The sequence below is a fragment of the Cobetia sp. Dlab-2-AX genome, assembly GCF_024124625.1.
In the GTDB taxonomy this organism is placed as follows: Bacteria; Pseudomonadota; Gammaproteobacteria; order Pseudomonadales; family Halomonadaceae; genus Cobetia.
Genome location: NZ_JAMXRV010000013.1, coordinates 56,827 through 73,904, shown reverse-complemented (window position 1 = coordinate 73,904; position 17,078 = coordinate 56,827). Strand labels below are relative to the sequence as shown.

9 protein-coding genes are annotated in these 17,078 nt (G+C 66.5%); 4 read left to right on the top strand and 5 right to left on the bottom strand.

Annotated features, from left to right (window positions below):
• The first annotated feature begins 765 nt into the window (after window positions 1-765).
• Complete coding sequence (gene betT, locus NH396_RS16265) at window positions 766-2,805, top strand: choline BCCT transporter BetT (RefSeq protein WP_176677808.1); 2,040 nt, start codon at window positions 766-768, stop codon at window positions 2,803-2,805.
• Between the two features lie 122 nt (window positions 2,806-2,927).
• Here the strand turns inward: betT and NH396_RS16260 are convergent, their stop codons facing one another.
• Genes NH396_RS16260 through ptsP form a run of 3 tightly spaced genes read right to left on the bottom strand, consistent with a single transcriptional unit; the run spans window position 2,928 to window position 8,787 of the window.
• Window positions 2,928-4,715 (bottom strand): PTS fructose-like transporter subunit IIB, encoded by a 1,788-nt coding sequence (locus NH396_RS16260; protein WP_253064938.1) that lies wholly within the window; start codon window positions 4,713-4,715, stop codon window positions 2,928-2,930.
• Window positions 4,712-5,755, bottom strand: coding sequence for a hexose kinase (locus NH396_RS16255; RefSeq protein ID WP_176677810.1), 1,044 nt, complete (start codon window positions 5,753-5,755; stop codon window positions 4,712-4,714). Before NH396_RS16255 ends, NH396_RS16260 begins: the two co-directional genes overlap by 4 nt.
• Window positions 5,755-8,787, bottom strand: coding sequence for a phosphoenolpyruvate--protein phosphotransferase (gene ptsP / locus NH396_RS16250; RefSeq protein WP_253064936.1), 3,033 nt, complete (start codon window positions 8,785-8,787; stop codon window positions 5,755-5,757). The genes NH396_RS16255 and ptsP overlap by 1 nt, the downstream gene beginning before the upstream one ends.
• A gap of 385 nt (window positions 8,788-9,172) precedes the next feature.
• Between ptsP and cra the strand changes: the two genes are divergently transcribed.
• A complete protein-coding gene (cra, locus tag NH396_RS16245; RefSeq protein ID WP_176677812.1) occupies window positions 9,173-10,180 on the top strand; it encodes a catabolite repressor/activator in 1,008 nt (335 codons plus the stop codon).
• 26 nt (window positions 10,181-10,206) lie between these two features.
• On the opposite strand, the gene NH396_RS16240 is transcribed toward cra, so the two are convergent.
• Both NH396_RS16240 and NH396_RS16235 read right to left on the bottom strand, forming a co-directional pair.
• Entirely contained in the window at window positions 10,207-12,948 is a 2,742-nt protein-coding gene (locus NH396_RS16240) for a sensor histidine kinase (RefSeq protein ID WP_253064935.1), read from the bottom strand.
• 50 nt (window positions 12,949-12,998) lie between these two features.
• Entirely contained in the window at window positions 12,999-13,655 is a 657-nt protein-coding gene (locus NH396_RS16235; RefSeq protein ID WP_253064934.1) for an oxidoreductase, read from the bottom strand.
• 246 nt (window positions 13,656-13,901) lie between these two features.
• Between NH396_RS16235 and NH396_RS16230 the strand changes: the two genes are divergently transcribed.
• Complete coding sequence (locus NH396_RS16230) at window positions 13,902-16,043, top strand: alkaline phosphatase D family protein (RefSeq protein WP_253064933.1); 2,142 nt, start codon at window positions 13,902-13,904, stop codon at window positions 16,041-16,043.
• Window positions 16,027-17,001, top strand: a complete 975-nt coding sequence (locus NH396_RS16225; RefSeq protein WP_253064932.1) for a histone deacetylase — start codon at window positions 16,027-16,029, stop codon at window positions 16,999-17,001. The genes NH396_RS16230 and NH396_RS16225 overlap by 17 nt, the downstream gene beginning before the upstream one ends.
• The last annotated feature ends 77 nt before the right edge of the window (window positions 17,002-17,078 follow it).

The window sequence follows — 17,078 nt, the reverse complement described above, 5'->3', positions numbered from 1 at the left end:
GAGAGGCTCTGCCATCGGGTCTCGCGGCGATCTGACCGCGACGCGAGGATAAACGAAAGCGACAGTTGCACTGCCTTTTTCCCCGAAGGGGGGTTATATTTTTATTGAACAATCAATTAAAATAATTCTGCAACGCTTTGAGCATTACACGGCGTGATGATGTGAGTCGCGTTTTCCTGACTGCTGAGCTCCCCTCCGCTGCCGATCTCGACCGGTGGCAGCAAGACGGGATGCCTGCAACCGTCACAGGAAAGCGGACCCGGTAGATGCCGACGAGACTGACGCCTGCCATCCCGGCAACTTCAAGGGAACAGGTGATGGCGACCGCCACGGACTCGCGAGTAGACACCGGAGTCACCCGCCCTTCGCGAGAAGGCGGGTGACGTCCAGGGACGCCGAGTAGACGTTCGAAGTGATGAGAGCAGCACGATGAAGGCACAGCGTTCCCCTGCGCTCGACCCGCCATCGTTCTTCTGCGGCCATGCTGGCCTGCAGGGAAAGGACCGCAGCACCGCGGTGCACGCGCCCGGCGTCTCTCATGAATTGCCCACCGGCATTTCTTGCTTGCTGCCCAGCGATGCCCCTGCAATCGCATCGCCACGGCAGTCGACACTGCCGCTGCTGCAAGCTCCGCCCCGTGCGTGAGCTGAGCACGGCCTGTGCCGTTCGTGTCCGTCTTTTCCTGCTCGCCACCCGTACTTCCTGCGGCTGACGGGCAGCTAAGCACCACGCACGAGTGAAACTTCCCCTGATAAGGAGTTGCTCATGCAGAAACCTGCTTCCGCCGAGAACGCCACGCCGTCCTCGAGTCGTATCAACCCGACGGTCTTCTACGGATCGATCATCGGTATCCTCGCTTTCCTGGCCTTCGCGATGCTGTTCACCGAACAGGCCGACGCCTGGATCGGCAGCGCCCTGGGCTGGACCATCGATACCTTCGGCTGGTTCTACATGCTGGCCATCGTCGCCTATCTGGTCTTCGGGGTACTGATCGCATGCTCGCGCTTCGGCCGCATTCGCCTCGGGCCGGATGATTCACGCCCGGAGTTCTCGCTGCTGTCCTGGTCGGCGATGCTGTTCGCGGCCGGTATCGGCATCGATATCCTGTTCTACTGCATCGCCGAACCGCTGTCCCACTACGTGGCACCGGTGACCGGTGACCCAGAGACCCAGGCGGCAATCCGCAACGCCATGGTGGAAACCTTCTTCCACTGGGGCCTCTCCGGCTGGGGCATCTACGTGCTCGCCGGCATGTCACTGGCCTACTTCAGCTACCGCCACCGCCTGCCGCTGGCGATCCGCTCGGCCTTCTACCCGCTGCTAGGCAACCGCATCAATGGCCCGATCGGCAACACCGTGGACATCTTCGCGATCATCTCCACCGTGTTCGGCATCGCCACCTCGCTGGGCATCGGCGTCATCCAGCTCAACTACGGCCTCAAGTTCATGCTCGGCGTGCCCGAGAACCTCGCCGTCCAGGCCGCGCTGATCCTCGGCGTGATGGTGCTGGCGACCATTTCCGTGATCACCGGTGTCGAGAAAGGCATCCGCATGCTGTCCGAGTTCAACATGCTGCTGGCCACCGCGCTGCTGATCTTCGTGCTCGCGGTCAGCGATACCTCGCAGCTGCTCAACGCCCTGGTGCTCAACATCGGTGACTACATCACCCAGTTCACCGCCAAGAGCTTCGATACCTACGCCTACACGCCGGGTACCGATGAGTGGATGAGCGGCTGGACGCTGTTCTTCTGGGGCTGGTGGATCGCCTGGACCCCGTTCGTCGGCCTGTTTCTGGCACGCATCTCGCGTGGTCGTACCATCCGCGAGTTCGTGTTCGGCGCGCTGCTGATTCCGCTGAGCTTCATGATGGTGTGGATGAGCGTGTTCGGTAATTCCGCCATCGACATGGTCGCCAATCAGGACGTCGCGGCACTCGCCACCGAAGCCCTGAATGCACCACAGAACACCATCTACACCTTCCTGGAGCAGCTGCCCTACTCCACCATCACCACCGCCGTGGTGGCGATTCTGGGTATCGTGTTCTTCGTGACCTCCGCCGACTCCGGCGCCCTGGTGCTGGCCAACTTCACCTCCATCCTCAAGGACGTGAATCACGACGCACCGATCTGGCTGCGCGTCTTCTGGTCCGCCATCATCGGCCTGCTGACGCTGGCGCTGTTGATGGTCGGGGGACTGAGCGCGCTGCAGAGCGCCGTGGTGATCACCGCCGTGCCCTTCTCCATCGTGCTGATCTTCATGATGATCGGCATGTACAAGGCGCTGATGATCGAAGATCGCAAGGAGAGCGTGCGTCAGGACAACCGCTACGTCTACGAAGGTGTCGACTGGCATGAGCGTCTGGACCACGTGCTCGACTTCGCCCAGAGCGGCAGTTCCGAGGCGACCCTCAAGCGCTCCATCCGCCCGGCCCTCAACCAGCTGGCCGAGGAGCTCAATCGTCGCGGTCAGGTCTCCAGCGTCACCGAAGAGACGCTGGAAGATGAGCCGCTGCCCCGCGTGACGCTGGAAGTCGAGTTCGAGGATGCCTCCAACTTCGTCTACCAGGTGCGTGCGGTGCGCCAACAGACGCCGAGCTTCATCGACGCCAATGATGACTACTACCTGCGTCTTGAGGTCCACCTCTCCGAGGGTGGCAGCGGCCAGGAGCTCAACGGCCTGTCGCGTGCCCAGGTGCTCGACGAAGTCGTCACCGCCTACCAGCAGCATCTGGCCTTCGTGCGCCACGATACGGTCAACGAAGCGCCGGCGATGCCGGGCGTGATCGGCAAGTCCGAACTGGACTGAGCCGTCGCTGAGCGCCTGCGCTCGGCCTGCAATACAAAAGCCCCCGCCGGGAGACCGGCGGGGGCTTTTTGCGTCTTGCCTAGTGCGTTTGCGGCTTGCGTCTTTACCTGCCTGCCAGCGGCTCAGGTCGCGGCAGCGGTCTCGACCTGCTGTGCGCCCTTCTTGATCAGCGCATAGCCGATACCCGTCACCAGGGTGCCGGCGACGATGGCGCCCAGGTACATCAGCGGCACGTTGATGGCGTTGGGAATCAGCAGCACGAACAGACCACCGTGCGGCGCCAGCAGCTTGGCGCCTATCAGCATCGACAGGGCGCCGGTGACGGCGCCGCCGACCATGCAGACCGGAATCACGCGCAGCGGGTCCTTGGCGGCGAACGGAATCGCACCCTCGGAGATGAAGCACAGGCCGAGAATGAAGCTGGCCTTGCCCGCCTCACGCTCCGGCTCGGCGAACTTGCTACGCGCGATGAAACTGGCCAGCCCCATGCCCAGCGCCGGCACCATGCCAGCGGCCATGATGGCCGCCATCGGCGCATAGGTCTCGCTGGCCAGCAGGCCGACACCGAAGGCATAGGCGGCCTTGTTGACCGGGCCACCGAGATCGAAGCACATCATCGCACCGAGCAGAATGCCCAGCAGCACGGCATTGGCCGAGCCCATGGACTCGAGGAATTCGGTCAGCGTCGCCATCAGCCCCGCCACCGGCGTACCGACCACGTAGATCATCACCAGGCCAGTGACCATGCTCGCCACCAGCGGGATGATCAGGATCGGCTTGAGCGATTCGATCGACTGCGGCAGCTTGACGAAACGGCTCAGCCCCAGCGCGCTGTAGCCCGCCAGGAAGCCGGCGATGATGCCGCCGAGGAAGCCGGCGTCCAGGGTGGCGGCCAGCCAGCCGCCGATCATGCCCGGCGTGATGCCCGGGCGGTCGGCGATTGAGTAGGCGATATAGCCCGCCAGCACCGGAATCATCAGCTTGAAGGCCGAGCCACCGCCGATCTGCATCAGCGCCGCCGCCAGGGTGCCTTCTTCCTCGAAGGCCTTGATGCCGAACACGAAGGACAGCGCAATCATCAGACCGCCCGCCACCACCATCGGCAGCATGAAGGACACGCCGGTCAGCAGGTGCTTGTAGGGGCCGCGCTTCTCGCCCTTCTGCTGGCCGCCCTGACCGCCCGAAGCCGTGGCGGATTCCACCTCGGCGCCTTCCAGCGCCTGCTCGATGGTATCGCGCGGCTTCTTGAGTGCGGTGCCGGTGGAGGTGCGCCAGATGCGCTTGCCGGCGAAGCGCGTCGGGTCGACCTCGATATCACAGGCCAGAATCACCACCTCGGCCGCGGCGATCTCGGCCTCGGTCAGCGCATCCTGCGCGCCCACCGAGCCCTGGGTCTCGACCCGCGTTGGGTAACCCAGCGCTCGCCCTGCCTCGCTCAGGGCCTCGGCGGCCATGAAGGTATGCGCCACGCCGGTCGGGCAGGCGGTGACCGCGACGATGGACGGCTTGTGCGCCACGTCGCCATCAGCTGCGCTTGCTGCGCCGCTGGCCGTCGTGCTGACAGTCGCAGCCACGTCGGCGATGTCCTTGGCTTCCAGCACGCGGGCGCGGGCCTCGGCATTGGCCAGGAAGGCAGCGGGGTCCGGCAGCGCCTCTTCAATAGGCGCGACATGCACGCGCTTGCCGACGAAACGCTCGAGACCGGCGCTGGTCATCGGCGACGCCGCGACGATCACCAGCTCGGCGGCGGCGAGCTGGGCATCGCTCAGCACGAGTTCACGCTCGAATTGCGAGCGCATGTCGATGAGGGGCTCCCAGTCGCGACGACGGGCGGCCTGCTCCAGGCGGCGCGCCGCCAGGAAGCTGGTCGCCATGCCGCTCGGGCAGGCGGTAACGATGATGACATTCATGGGCGTGGCTCTCCGGCTGTCGCGACCTCGGCACTGGCCAATGTCTCGATGCTGGTGTGTTGTTGGAGGGTTTCAAGCTCCGGGGCGGCGGGATTGCCCGGCCCCGGGTGGGTCACGGCCTCGGCGGAAAGCGCCGTGGCATGACGCAGAATTTGTTCACGCATGGCCGCCGTGGGTGTCGGATGGCAGAGCACCCCATGCAGCATGGCGGCCAGCAGGGTATCACCGGCACATACGGTACTGACCACTCGCATGCGCGGCGGGCGTGCCCGCAGTGTCTCGGCGCCGGGGCTTGCCCACAGCACGCCTTCCGGACCGGCAGAGATCAGCGCCTGCTCGATGCCGTGCTCGACCAGACTCGCCAGCGCGCGTTGACGGGCAGCGTCGCTCTCCAGCGGCTCCCCCGCCCACAGCGCCAGTTCCTGCTCGTTGGGCTTCACGCCGCTGGGCGGCACCGCCAGACCGGCTTCCAGTGCCGTGCCGCTGGTATCCAGCCAGCAGGCAATGCGGCGGGCACGCACCCGCTGCACCAGGCTTGCCAGCTGCTCGCTGCTGACACCCGGCGGCAGGCTGCCGGCGATGACGACGGCACAGCGCTCGTGGCTACCCTCGGCCTGCTGACGAGCGATCCAGTCATCGATGCGCGCCTCGAGCCGCGTGAAGGCGGCCTCATCGACCTGCATGCCCGCGCCGTTGATATCGGTGACACGACCACTGGCCTCACCGAGCTTGACGTTGATGCGGGTCGCGCCCGCGACGCGCTCGAAGGCGTCACTCAGCCCCCATTCGGCGAAGGCGGCCTCGAAATCGGCCTGGTTGTCGGCGCCCAGAAAGCCGCTCAGCGTCACCGGATGGCCCAGCGTCGCCAGCACCCGGGCGACGTTGATGCCCTTGCCCGCCGCCTCGAGATGCTGGCTGCGCGCCCGGTTGACCTTGCCCGGCACCAGGCTGTCGAGGCCGATGGTCATGTCCAGCGCCGGATTGAGCGTCACGCACAATACCGGGCAGTCGGCGGCCTGACGCGTCGTGTTGTCACTCATCACACTGACTCCCGCGGGCTGTGTCCATTACTGTTCGCATGACTGACCGCAGCGCCCGAGGTGGCCTCGGCAACCGAAGGCTCGCCCTGCACGAGCAGCGCTTCCAGAGCACTGCGCACGTCTTCCGAGGTCGGCTGGGCCAACGCGACCCGCGCCTGCTCACGCGCCGTGGCCAGGTCCAGCTCACGCACCCGCGCCTTGACCAGCGGAATCTGGCGACTGGACACCGACAGCTCATCCACGCCCAGCCCGACCAGCACGCCGACGGCCTGGTCATCACTGGCCAGTTCACCACAGACGCCGACCCAGGCGCCGTGGGCGTGGGCGGCACTGACGGTCATCTCGATCAGGCGCAACACCGCCGGATGCAGGCCATCGGCCTGCGCCGAGAGGGTCGCGTGGCCACGGTCGATCGCCAGGGTGTACTGGGTCAGGTCATTGGTGCCCACCGAGAAGAAGTCGACTTCCGGTGCGATGCTGGCCGCCGTCAGCGCCGCCGAGGGGATCTCGATCATCACGCCGACCTGCACGTCGCGCACCGGCGGCTGGCCATGTTCGGCCTCATAGGCGGCGTCCAGCTCGGCACGCACGCGATCGACGATGGCACGCGCGCCACGCAATTCGGCCAGGTCCTTGACCATCGGGAACATCAGGCGAATCGGCCGCGCACCGGCGGCCGCCAGCAGCGCCCGCACCTGGGTCTCGAGCACTTCCGGGCGCGTCAGGGCTAGGCGAATGCCGCGCAGGCCGAGGAAGGGGTTGTCCTCGCGCGGCAGCGGCCAGTACGGCAGCGGCTTGTCGCCGCCGACGTCCAGCGTGCGTGCCACCAGCGGCCGTCCCTCGAGCGCATCCAGCGCCTCGCCGTACTGGGCGGTCTGGGTGGCGAGGTCCGGCGCCTGCGGGTGCGCCATGAACACGAATTCGGTACGCAGCAGGCCGACACCCTCGGCACCGCGCTCGACGGCGTCGCCGGCATGAGCGGTGTTGCCCAGATTGGCGACCACCTCGACATGATGGCCATCCAGGGTTGTGGCGGGCGCCATGCGCGACTCCCAGGCAGCGGCCTGGCGGTGTTCATGCCCGGCGATCGCCTCTTCGGCACGCGCGCGGCGACTGGCCGAGGGCATCACGCTGACGCGGCCGCGTTCACCATCGACGATCAGCTCGCTGCCATCGGCGATCGCCAGCACGCTCGGGCCAGCCCCGACCACCGCCGGAATGCCCAGCGAGCGCGCCAGAATCGCGCTGTGCGAGGTCGCTCCGCCCAGCGCCGTGACCAGGCCCCGCACGCGAGTGGTATCCAGGCGCGCCACATCCGACGGGCCGATATCCTCGGTCACCAGCACATGCGGTGTCTCGGGGGCGCTGGGCAACGGCGTATCGGTGAGCACGCCGAGCACCCGCCGACCGACATCGCGCAGGTCGGCGGCGCGTTCGGCCAGCAGGCGATCGGCGAGGTTCTCCTGGGCACTGGCGGCGCTGTCGATGGCCGACCACCAGGCCGCTTCGGCGCTGTGCCCTTCATCGAGGCTTTCGCGCGCCGCGGCAAACAGCTCCGGATCGCCAAGCATCTCCTCGTGCATCGAGAGAATCTCGGCCATCTCGGCACCTTCAGCGCGATTGACCAGCGCCAGCAGCTGCTCGCGGGCGGTCTGGATGCTGGCCACCAGGCGCTCGGCCTCACGATCGGCGCCGGCATCGCTGCGCGTCTCATAGACGAAACGCGGCAGGCGCATCACCCAGCACGGCGCGATGGCCATGCCCGGCGAGGCGGCCACCGCGGGTACCACGCTGTCGGCGGCAGGAGCGGCCTGCTGAGGGTCGCGGGTAGCTTGCTGCTCGCTGACCGCAAGCGGCGTGGCGGCGTCGGCGCGCCAATCGGCCAGCGGCTCCACCGCCTCGCCGAGACCGGCCTGTACCGCGCTCACCATCATGCTCAGCGCCGCCTGATTGGCCGCCGAGTCATCGCCGGAGGCGCTGAAAATCAGCGTCTGGCCGCGGCGTGCCCCCAGCCCCAGCACCTTGGTCAGACTGGCGGCACTGACCACACCGCTGTCATCGCCTTCCAGTCGCAACGCCGGAATGACGCCATGCTGCTCTCCCGCCTCGCGCGCCGCCTGCACCAGCTGCTTGGCCGGGCGCGCATGCAGGCCGTGGGCGTTGAGCAACACGACCTGAGCCAGCTGCGCCGTGGCAGACTCCCCCGACAGCCGCGCCAGCAAGGCACTGGCCGACAGGCCCGGCAGGCTTTCGCCTGCGCCCTCCTCCAACAGCGTCAGCAGGCGCTCCAGCAACGGCTGATGCTGGCCCTGCCGGGCATCGACTGCCAGACAGGCCAGCGCAGTGATGCGCCCGTGGCGCGTCTCCAGCGCCTTCTCCGGTGTCACGATGGCCAACGCCGAGCGGGACACATCCTGCTGCGATTGCACCAGCCACACGCCCTGCCCCAACGCCACCGGTTCGGCGGCGAGCATGGCCGAGATGAAACCATCGCTGACACAGCCGGCCTGGCGCAGACGCGCGGCCCCCGCCAGTACCAGCTCGTCACGATCACGCGCGGGGAAACCGCACAGCAGCGTCTCGGCATCCAGCCGCGGCGGCACCACCTCGCGCCCCAGCTCGCTCAGCACTTCCTCGGCGGTCGTGGCCGAGGCCAGGCGCTCACTGACGCCGTCGCGATCGAGCACACACGTCAGCGCGCGCAGGATATCGAGGTGCTCATCGGACTGTGCCGCGATGGTCACCAGCAGGAAGACGCGATTGCCGTCGTGCCACTCCACGCCCTGCGGGAACTGCAGGACACGCACTCCGGTAGCCAGCACGGCCTCGCGGCTGTCCGGCGTGCCGTGGGGGATCGCGATCCCCTGCCCCAGGTAGGTGGAAGACTGGGCTTCACGCGCCAGCAGACCCTCACGATAGTCGGGCGTGGCGCGCCCACCGGCGACCAGGGCATCGGCGGCCTGTTGCAAGGCATCGCGCCAATCGCTGGCATGGGCGGCGAGAAGGATGTCCTCGCGATCAAGACTGAGCATGGCTGGCTCCTTGAGGCTCCCTTGGGGTGAGGAGCCTGGATGTTGGCGGTGCGCGGCAAACGCGTCTTTCAGCTGCCGCGACACGTCACTTGGCGAGTTCCGACAGGGTAGCGCGTCATGGCGTGATGACGAGCGTGCTGAATCGTGTCACCTCAATAGGACTCATGCTGGCCGTTTTCTTGCGCCCGATCAAGCGAACACAAACCGAAAACGTGCTTCTGGTGACTAGACATTGGGCGTAGAGCCGCCTGTGGCGCGGGCTCGAGAGGCGTCGAGAGAGACGCGCCCGGCGCAGAGAGGATTTGCACCGGAGCCCACAAGTGCGCATCATTCCTCGCACATGGAGCACGCAGATCCCGTTCCCCTTTCCAGCAAGGACAGTGGCATGACCCTGGCAGAAATCGCGCGTCTTGCAGGCGTTTCACGCACCACCGCCAGTTATGTGGTCAATGGGCAGGCACAGGCACGACGTATCAGCCCGCAGACGGTCGAGCGCGTCATGGCGGTGGTACAACGTCATCATTATCGGATCGATGCCCAGGCAGCCGCGCTGCGGCGTGGTGAGAGCCGCACGCTGGGCTTCATGCTGCCGGACCTGGAGAACGCCAGTTACGCCCGCCTGGCCAAGTTGCTGGAGCGCGGGGCACGTGAGCGCGACTATCAGCTGTTCATCGTCTGCTCCGACGATGAGCCGGAAACCGAGCGCGAGCTGGCGCGCATGCTCAAGGCGCGGCGGGTCGATGCGCTGATCACCGCCAGTTGCCTGTCCCCCGATGACCCCTTCTACCGCGAACTGGCGCTGGATGGCTTCCCGGTCATCGGTGTCGATCGCGCACTGGATACGCGCCACTTCGCCAGCGTGGTCAGCAACAACGAAGATGCCGCCCGCCAGCTGACCGAGGCCGTGCTGGAACACGCGCCGCAGCGACTGCTATGGCTGGATGCCTTGCCGGAGATCGATATCTCGCGGGCGCGGGCCAGCGGCATGCAGGCGGCGCTGACGCACTATCAACAAAACACCGGCAGCAGCGAGCTTGAGGCCACCATCCTGCATGCCGCACGTTACGAGCGCGAGGCCGGTGCAGCGGCGCTGATCGAGCATCTCCGCCATTCACCGCTGCCGGATGCCATCGTCACCGCCTCCTACACCCTGATGGATGGCGTGCTCGATGTGCTGTTCGCCGAGGGGCCGCCGGCCAATCCGCCCAAGGCGATGGCCAGCTTCGGCGATGATCGCCTGCTCGACTTTCTGCCCCTGCCGATCCATTCGCTGCCCCAGCGTCACCAGCAGATCGCCGATGCGACGCTGACGCTGGCGTTGCAGGGTATCCAGGGCAAGACCACGCCGGGTGTGACGCTGGTGGAGCGCGAGCTGCGCCGCCGCCAACACTGAGCTGCCGCGCTCGCCGATCTCCAGCCTCAAGGGTAGCGGGCGCCCTCAGCCTGATCGGCGCTGCGGTGATCGCGAATCTCGGCCAGCAGCGCCGCCACCGCGGCCTCGATACGGGTGCGCGGCGTGTCGGATGCCAGCAGCAGCTCCAGCTGCAGAGCGGCGTCGCGTAGCAGGTCGTGATCCAGAGTGGCGGCGCTGCCCTTGAGCAGATGGGCCTCATGCTGGAGCTGCTTCAGATCCATATGATCCACCGCCCGCGACAGGCGCTGGGACTGCTGCTCGAGCTGCTCCTCGAAGGCCGTCTCGAGGGCCGCGATACTGTCGGCATCCAGCTCGTCCCGCAGCGCAGGCGTCACGGACTGTGCAAGCGCCGCCGCTGACCCGCCAGACATCCACGACTCGCCTGTGTTCATGCTCGTGTCTCCCCCATCTATCCCTTCCCGTTCGCCCTCAGGCTCACGCCGCTCGATGGGGCCAGCCGCCGACGACTCACTGACCTTGCCTGCTTTAGTCTCAGTTTCAGCTTCAGCCTCGGCCTCAGTGGCACGCGCCTGAGCCTCCTGGATCATGCGACGCCGCGCAGCGGGGGAATCGAGTGATGCCACCAGTGACGCCGCACGCGCGAGAGCCTCACCGGTTTCCGGCGGCGCCTCGAAGTGGGGCGGTCGCTCAGTGGTAGGGGAATAGCTGATCGGGTCGAAAGGCTGGGTGCTGGCGAGGGCATTGACGCGCCATTCGCCGAGGTCCTGGCTGCCCGACTGCCAGCGCGCCAGCATGCTGGCGAGCTGCTGACGCCGGATCGGCTTGGACAGGAAGTCGTTCATGCCCGCCGAGAGGCAACGCGCACGCTCCCCCGCCGCCACATTGGCCGTCATCGCGACGATAAGACTCGGCGCACGCCTGTCACTGTGCTCCATGGCGCGCCAACGACGCGCCACCGCAAAGCCATCCAGTCCCGGCATGCGCAGGTCGAGCAGCACCAGCACCGTATCGGGCTGGCGTGCATACCACGCCAGCGCCGCCTCGCCACTGTCGACCGTCGTCACCGTATAGCCCAGGCCACTGAGCATGGAGTGGGCCACTTCGCGATTGATGTGATTGTCGTCGACCACCAGAACATGCTCGCCACGGCTGATCGGCAGGGGTGTGGAGGATAGGGCCGGTCGCTTGAGCGCCGCGGCGCGTGGCAGCGGCAGCTCGAACCAGAAACAGGCGCCCTTGCCCGGGCGTTGCCTGATGCCCAGTCGCCCCCCCATCAGCTCGACCAGCCGTCGCGAGATCGAAAGCCCGAGCCCGGTACCGCCGAAGCGGCGCGCAGTGGAAGCATCGCCCTGGGTAAAGGGCTCGAACAGCTGGGCGGCCTGCTCTTCACTGACCCCGATGCCGGTGTCATCGACCTCGAAGCGCACGCGCCCCGCCGGCAATGCCTCGACCAGCAGACAGACACGCCCCTGCTCGGTGAACTTGAAGGCATTGGAGAGCAGATTGAGCAGCACCTGACGCAGACGCACCGAATCGCCCATGACCTGCTCGGGCAGCTGGGCGGAACGGCGGTCATCGAAGACGATGCGCGTGCTGTCCATCTGCGGCAGCAGCAGGTCGATCACGCCATCGATGGCCGTGTGCAGTTCGAAGGGGCGTCGCTCGACGCTGAGCTTGCCGGCCTCGATCTTGGAGAAGTCGAGAACATCATCCACCAGCCCCATCAGCACTTCGCCACTGTCGCGCAGGCTGCTGGCATAGCGGTGCGCACTGCTCTGCAGCGGTTCGGCCAGAAGCAGTTCGCTCATGCCGATCACGCCATTGAGCGGGGTGCGAATCTCGTGGCTCATGGTGGCCAGAAACTCGGACTTGGCGCGACTGGCCTGTTCGGCCCGCGCCGCCTCGTGCTTGAGGGCCGACGACATCGCCAACATCTGCTGGCGGGCCTGTTCACGCCCGCGGGCCTGCAGCCAGATCTGACGGCAGACCATCACGGTGGCCAGCAGCATCAGCGCCAGCAGCAGCAACATCAGCTGCACCAGGCTGTCGCGGCTCTGACGCTCGTGGGCCAGCTCCTCGGCCAGACGTGCACGTACCCGCAACAACAGCGTCTGGGTGGTATCGCCCAGCGCATCGCTCAACTGCTGGAACTCCGCCGCCTCGCGACCCTCGGGCCCCAGCACCCGGGAGCGCTGTGCAGCGCCATTGCCTGCTGAAGCGTCACTGCCTGCTGAAGCGTCGTCGGTCTGGGCCGCCTGCACCGGGCCCGCGCCCTCGAACACCGGGCCATGTCGCCACTTTTCCAGCCGCAGATCGAGATACTCGATCTGGCTCATCAACTCATCGGCCAGCAGCGGCACGGCCGGCAGGGTCATCAGATGGCGCTGGAAATCCCCGCGCCGGAAGATGTAGGTACGGCTGTAGAGCAGTTCGTAATTCTGCAGCACCTCATTCCAGATACTGGCACGGTCAGCTGGCCCTGCGACGCGATAGCGCGCCATCGAGGAGGAGAGACTGACCGCCTCGCGATCCAGCTTGTAGATCGACCAGACGGCATCGTCGCGGGTGCGGTCTTCCAGGCTGACCTGGTTGTGCAGGATGGTGCCGCCGATGCCGATGGAGGCCAGCAGACACAGGATGCTGATCGCCATGCCCAGCCACAGCGGCCAGCGGACAGGGGGATTGCCGCTTGCGGCCACGTCCGACGCGACAATGCCCTGATCAGCAAAGGACTGATCAGCAGCGGTGCCTGAAATCGGGGATCTTTCACCCGGCGACTGATTCACTGCATGACTCCATGTCATCTTGCGACTGGGGGCCGGGCGCCAGCCCTCGCTCACTCCAGCGTCAGCCCGGTGACTTGCCAGACACTGCGAAAGCGCACCTGCTCATTGAGCAATTCCGGATGAGCATCAAAGGGATACAGCACGAACAGGGGCCCGAGATCACGCACCGGCATGCGCTCGCCATCACGTCGCGTGGCCAGCAGGACATCGAAGTCCTCGATATCGCTGAGGGGGATCTCGGCCACGAAGTCATTCAGTGCCCGCACCTTGAGTCCGCTGGCATCTTCAGACACCCGCGCCACCAGCTCGCGCAGCAGCGGGCCAGAGAAACTGACACGCCCCTGGGTCCAGGGAGTATGGGTGGCCACCACGCGCGACGGCATGGCTTCGAGCATCGCCAGATCGAAACGCGCCCGCGGTGCCTGCCGGGAACCGGCATTGCCACAGCTGACGGCGCCCTCGACCGTCAATACCACCGGCCCGCTGGGCGCGGGCAGGCAGTCATTGGCCGCCAGCACGTGGCGCTTGCCTGTCGCCAGCGGCGCCTCGGCGGCCAGGGCCGCAGGGCTTGAGAGGCACGCGGCCAGGCCTGCTGTCAGACTTGCGGCCAGAGCGACCTTGCGCCAGACAGGGCTGCGCAAGCCGGGCCCGCGGTTGACGGGTCTGGACAACGGACTCACGAGGCGCATCGCCGATGGATCATTCATGCCGGTTTCCCATGCTATTGTGCGAACGCCATGTGCATTCAAGGGCCCAACTTTACGCTAGCTCGCGCATGCTTTGCGAGTCTGCGAACCTCGCGCCACGACGAGTTGTCACACTCAACGCACGGAGCCACTCACACGCGCAAGCCCACGCCTGCACCCATGGCTGGCGTTCGTCACCTGTTACGCTATCGCTTGATAAGCGCCAGCTGACCGCCATCCCTCTCCACCTGCCATCGAGCCTGCTTCATGTCTGCCACTTCGTCCGCCTCGCTGCCTGCCAACGGCTCTCCCACACCGACTGCTGCCCTGCCCCGCGTGCTGGCAGGCCCGATATTGCGTCGTGTCACCGCCGAGGGCGTGATGCTGTGGCTGGTGACTTCTCGCCCACAGCAGGCGCGGGTGTGGTTGCTGCCGGAGCAGGACGCGACGCCTCTCACCCGAGGTGAGGATGGCCTGCCGACGACACCTGGCTGTCGGCTGACTGAGCATCTGGCGATGCCGCTGGGGGAGCACGCCTGGCTGCTGTTGATCGAAGCGCACCCCGACACGCCCTTGCCTGCCGACTGCGCCATCGCCTACGAGCTGGGCCTGGCGGAGCCATCCTCGACAACGGCAGCATCATCCACAGACACGCCTGAATGGCAGGGCATCGCCGACTGGGCGCCACAGATCCGCTATCCCGGTGAAAGCCTGCCGCGTTTTCGCCTGCCGTCACGCCTGACGCGTGTCGCACATGGCAGTTGCCGCAAGCCGCATCACGGCTTGAGTGACGACGAGCAACAGGCGCAGCAGAGTGCGCAAGGCGCTGCGACGACAGACCACCTTGAGACGCCACCGCCCAAGGGCCCGGGTGGCGATGGACTGGTGGCGCTGGATCACTGGTTGAGCGAGCGTCGTCAGAGCGTCAGCGAGTGGCCGGAGGTGATGCTGTTCACCGGCGATCAGATCTACGCCGACGATGTCGCGGGGCCGATGCTGGGCGCGATCGATCAGCTGATCGCGGGGCTGGGCCTGCCGGAGGAGACATTGATGGAGGCCGAGGTCTCCGACACTCGCGAGCTGCGCCAGCACCCCTCGCACCTCTACCATCGCCCGCAGCTGCTACCGGACATGGCGGCCAACGAAGGTGTGGCCGCCAGCTTCTTCGGTGCCAAGCGCAAGCCCATCTTCACCTCCACCGGTGCCGACAACCATCTGATCGGCCTGTCGGAAGTCATCGCCATGTACCTGCTGGTGTGGTCTGACGTGCCGTGGGAGGCGCTGGGCATCACGCTGGAAGATCCCTTGTCGCTCGAGGGCCATGACGACGCCACCCGCGAGCGCCATGCCACCGAGGCCCGCCATCTGCGGCGCTTCTGTGGCGGACTCGGTCAGGTACGTCGTCTGCTGGCCAATGTCCCCAGCCTGATGATCTTCGATGACCACGATGTCACCGATGACTGGAACCTCAGCGCTGCCTGGGAGGAAGCCGCCTATGGCCACCCCTTCTCGCGCCGCATCATCGGCAATGCGCTGACCGGCTATCTGCTGTGTCAGGCCGCCGGCAACGGGCCGGAGCCACTGGCGGAGCTGCTGGAGGAGACCCGGGCGCTGTTCACTCATGCCCTGACTGGCACTGACACGGCCGCAGACGGCCATTTCGATGTCGAGCGTCAGGAGGCGTTGATCGCCCACCTGCATCGCTGCGAGAGCTGGGATTATCAGCTCGACACCACGCCGCCGCTGATCGTGGCCGATACGCGCACCCGCCGCTGGCGCAGCGAGCGCAAGCTCTCGCATCCCTCGGGGCTGATGGACTGGGAGGCACTGAGTGAACTCCAGCAACGCCTGGTCGGCCATCCGGCCGTGGTGCTGGTGTCCCCGGCACCGATGTTCGGCGTCAAGCTGATCGAGAGCATCCAGAAGCTGTTCACGCTGGCCGGCAAGCCGTTGATGGTCGATGCCGAGAACTGGATGGCGCATCGCGGGGCGGCCAGCGTGATGCTCAACATCTTCCGCCACTCGCGCACGCCGCAGAACTTCGTGATCCTGTCCGGCGACGTGCACTACTCCTTCGCCTACGATGTGCGCCTCAAGCATCGCCGTTCAAGCCCGAACATCTGGCAGATCACCAGCAGCGGCATCCGCAATCGCTTCCCTGTCGGCCTGCTGGATGTGCTCGATCGTCTCAATCGCTGGCTATACGCCCCGCGCTCGCCGCTCAATCTGCTGACGCGCCGGCGCAACATGCGTGTCACGCCGCGCCGTCACGATGCGGCCAGTCACGGCGAACGCCTGCTGAATGCCTGCGGCATCGGGCTGGTCGATCTGGACAGCGACGGCCGCCCCATCGCCATTCGCCAGCTGACCACCGACGGCCAGGAGGTGCACTTTGTGCCCCGTCGCTGATGCCCACTGCCCGCCGCTGGCGCTGATTCACCATCCCGGCTATCGGATCGCGCTGCCCGAGAAGCACCCCTTCCCGATGGACAAGTTCAGCGTGCTCAAGCGTCTGCTCGACCGCCAGCTGACCGACTGCGCCTCGGCCGTCGACTGGGTGACGCCTCAGCCCGCCGAGGAAGACGACCTGCTCAGCGTACACACCCGCCGCTACGTGCATGAATTCCTCACCGGCACCTTGAGTCATCAGGCCCAGCGGCGCAGCGGTTTCGTATGGAGCGAGGCACTGCGCGAGCGCAGCGTGCTGGCGGTGGGAGGCACTATGACCACCGTGCGCGAAGCGCTGACACGCGGGCTGGCTTGCAACACCGCGGGCGGCACCCATCATGCCCACCCGGAGGCCGCCAGCGGTTATTGCCTGCTCAACGACATCGGCGTGGCGGCGCATCAGGCGCTGGACGACGGCGTGACGCGAGTGCTGATCGTCGATCTCGATGTTCATCAGGGTGACGGTACGGCGTTGATCTTCGCCGACGAGCCGCGGGTCTTCACGCTGTCACTGCATGCCGAGAGCAACTTTCCGGCACGCAAGCAGCAAAGTGATCTGGACGTGCCCTTGCCCAGGGGCATGGGCGATGAGGACTATCTGGCGGTGCTGGAGCGTACGCTTGAGGAGGTGCTGGCACGGGTACGCCCGGAGCTGGTGATCTTCGATGCCGGTGTCGACCCGCATGCCGCAGACAGGCTCGGCCATCTCGAATTGAGCGACAGTGGCCTCTACCGGCGCGAGCGGCATGTCATCCAGCGCTGTCGCGCGGCGGGCGCCGCCGTGGCCTGCGTGATCGGCGGCGGCTATGACCGCGATATCGAGGCGCTGGCATGGCGTCACAGCCAGCTGCACCGTGCGGCGCTGGATGTCTGGCGCGAGGAACATGGCCAACCTGCCCTGTTCGGGCCGCCGGACTGAGCTTGCCTACCGCCTTGCTTACCGTCTTGCCAAGAGTCCCTTAACGAAAACGCCCGCCATCGAGGGTGGCGGGCGTT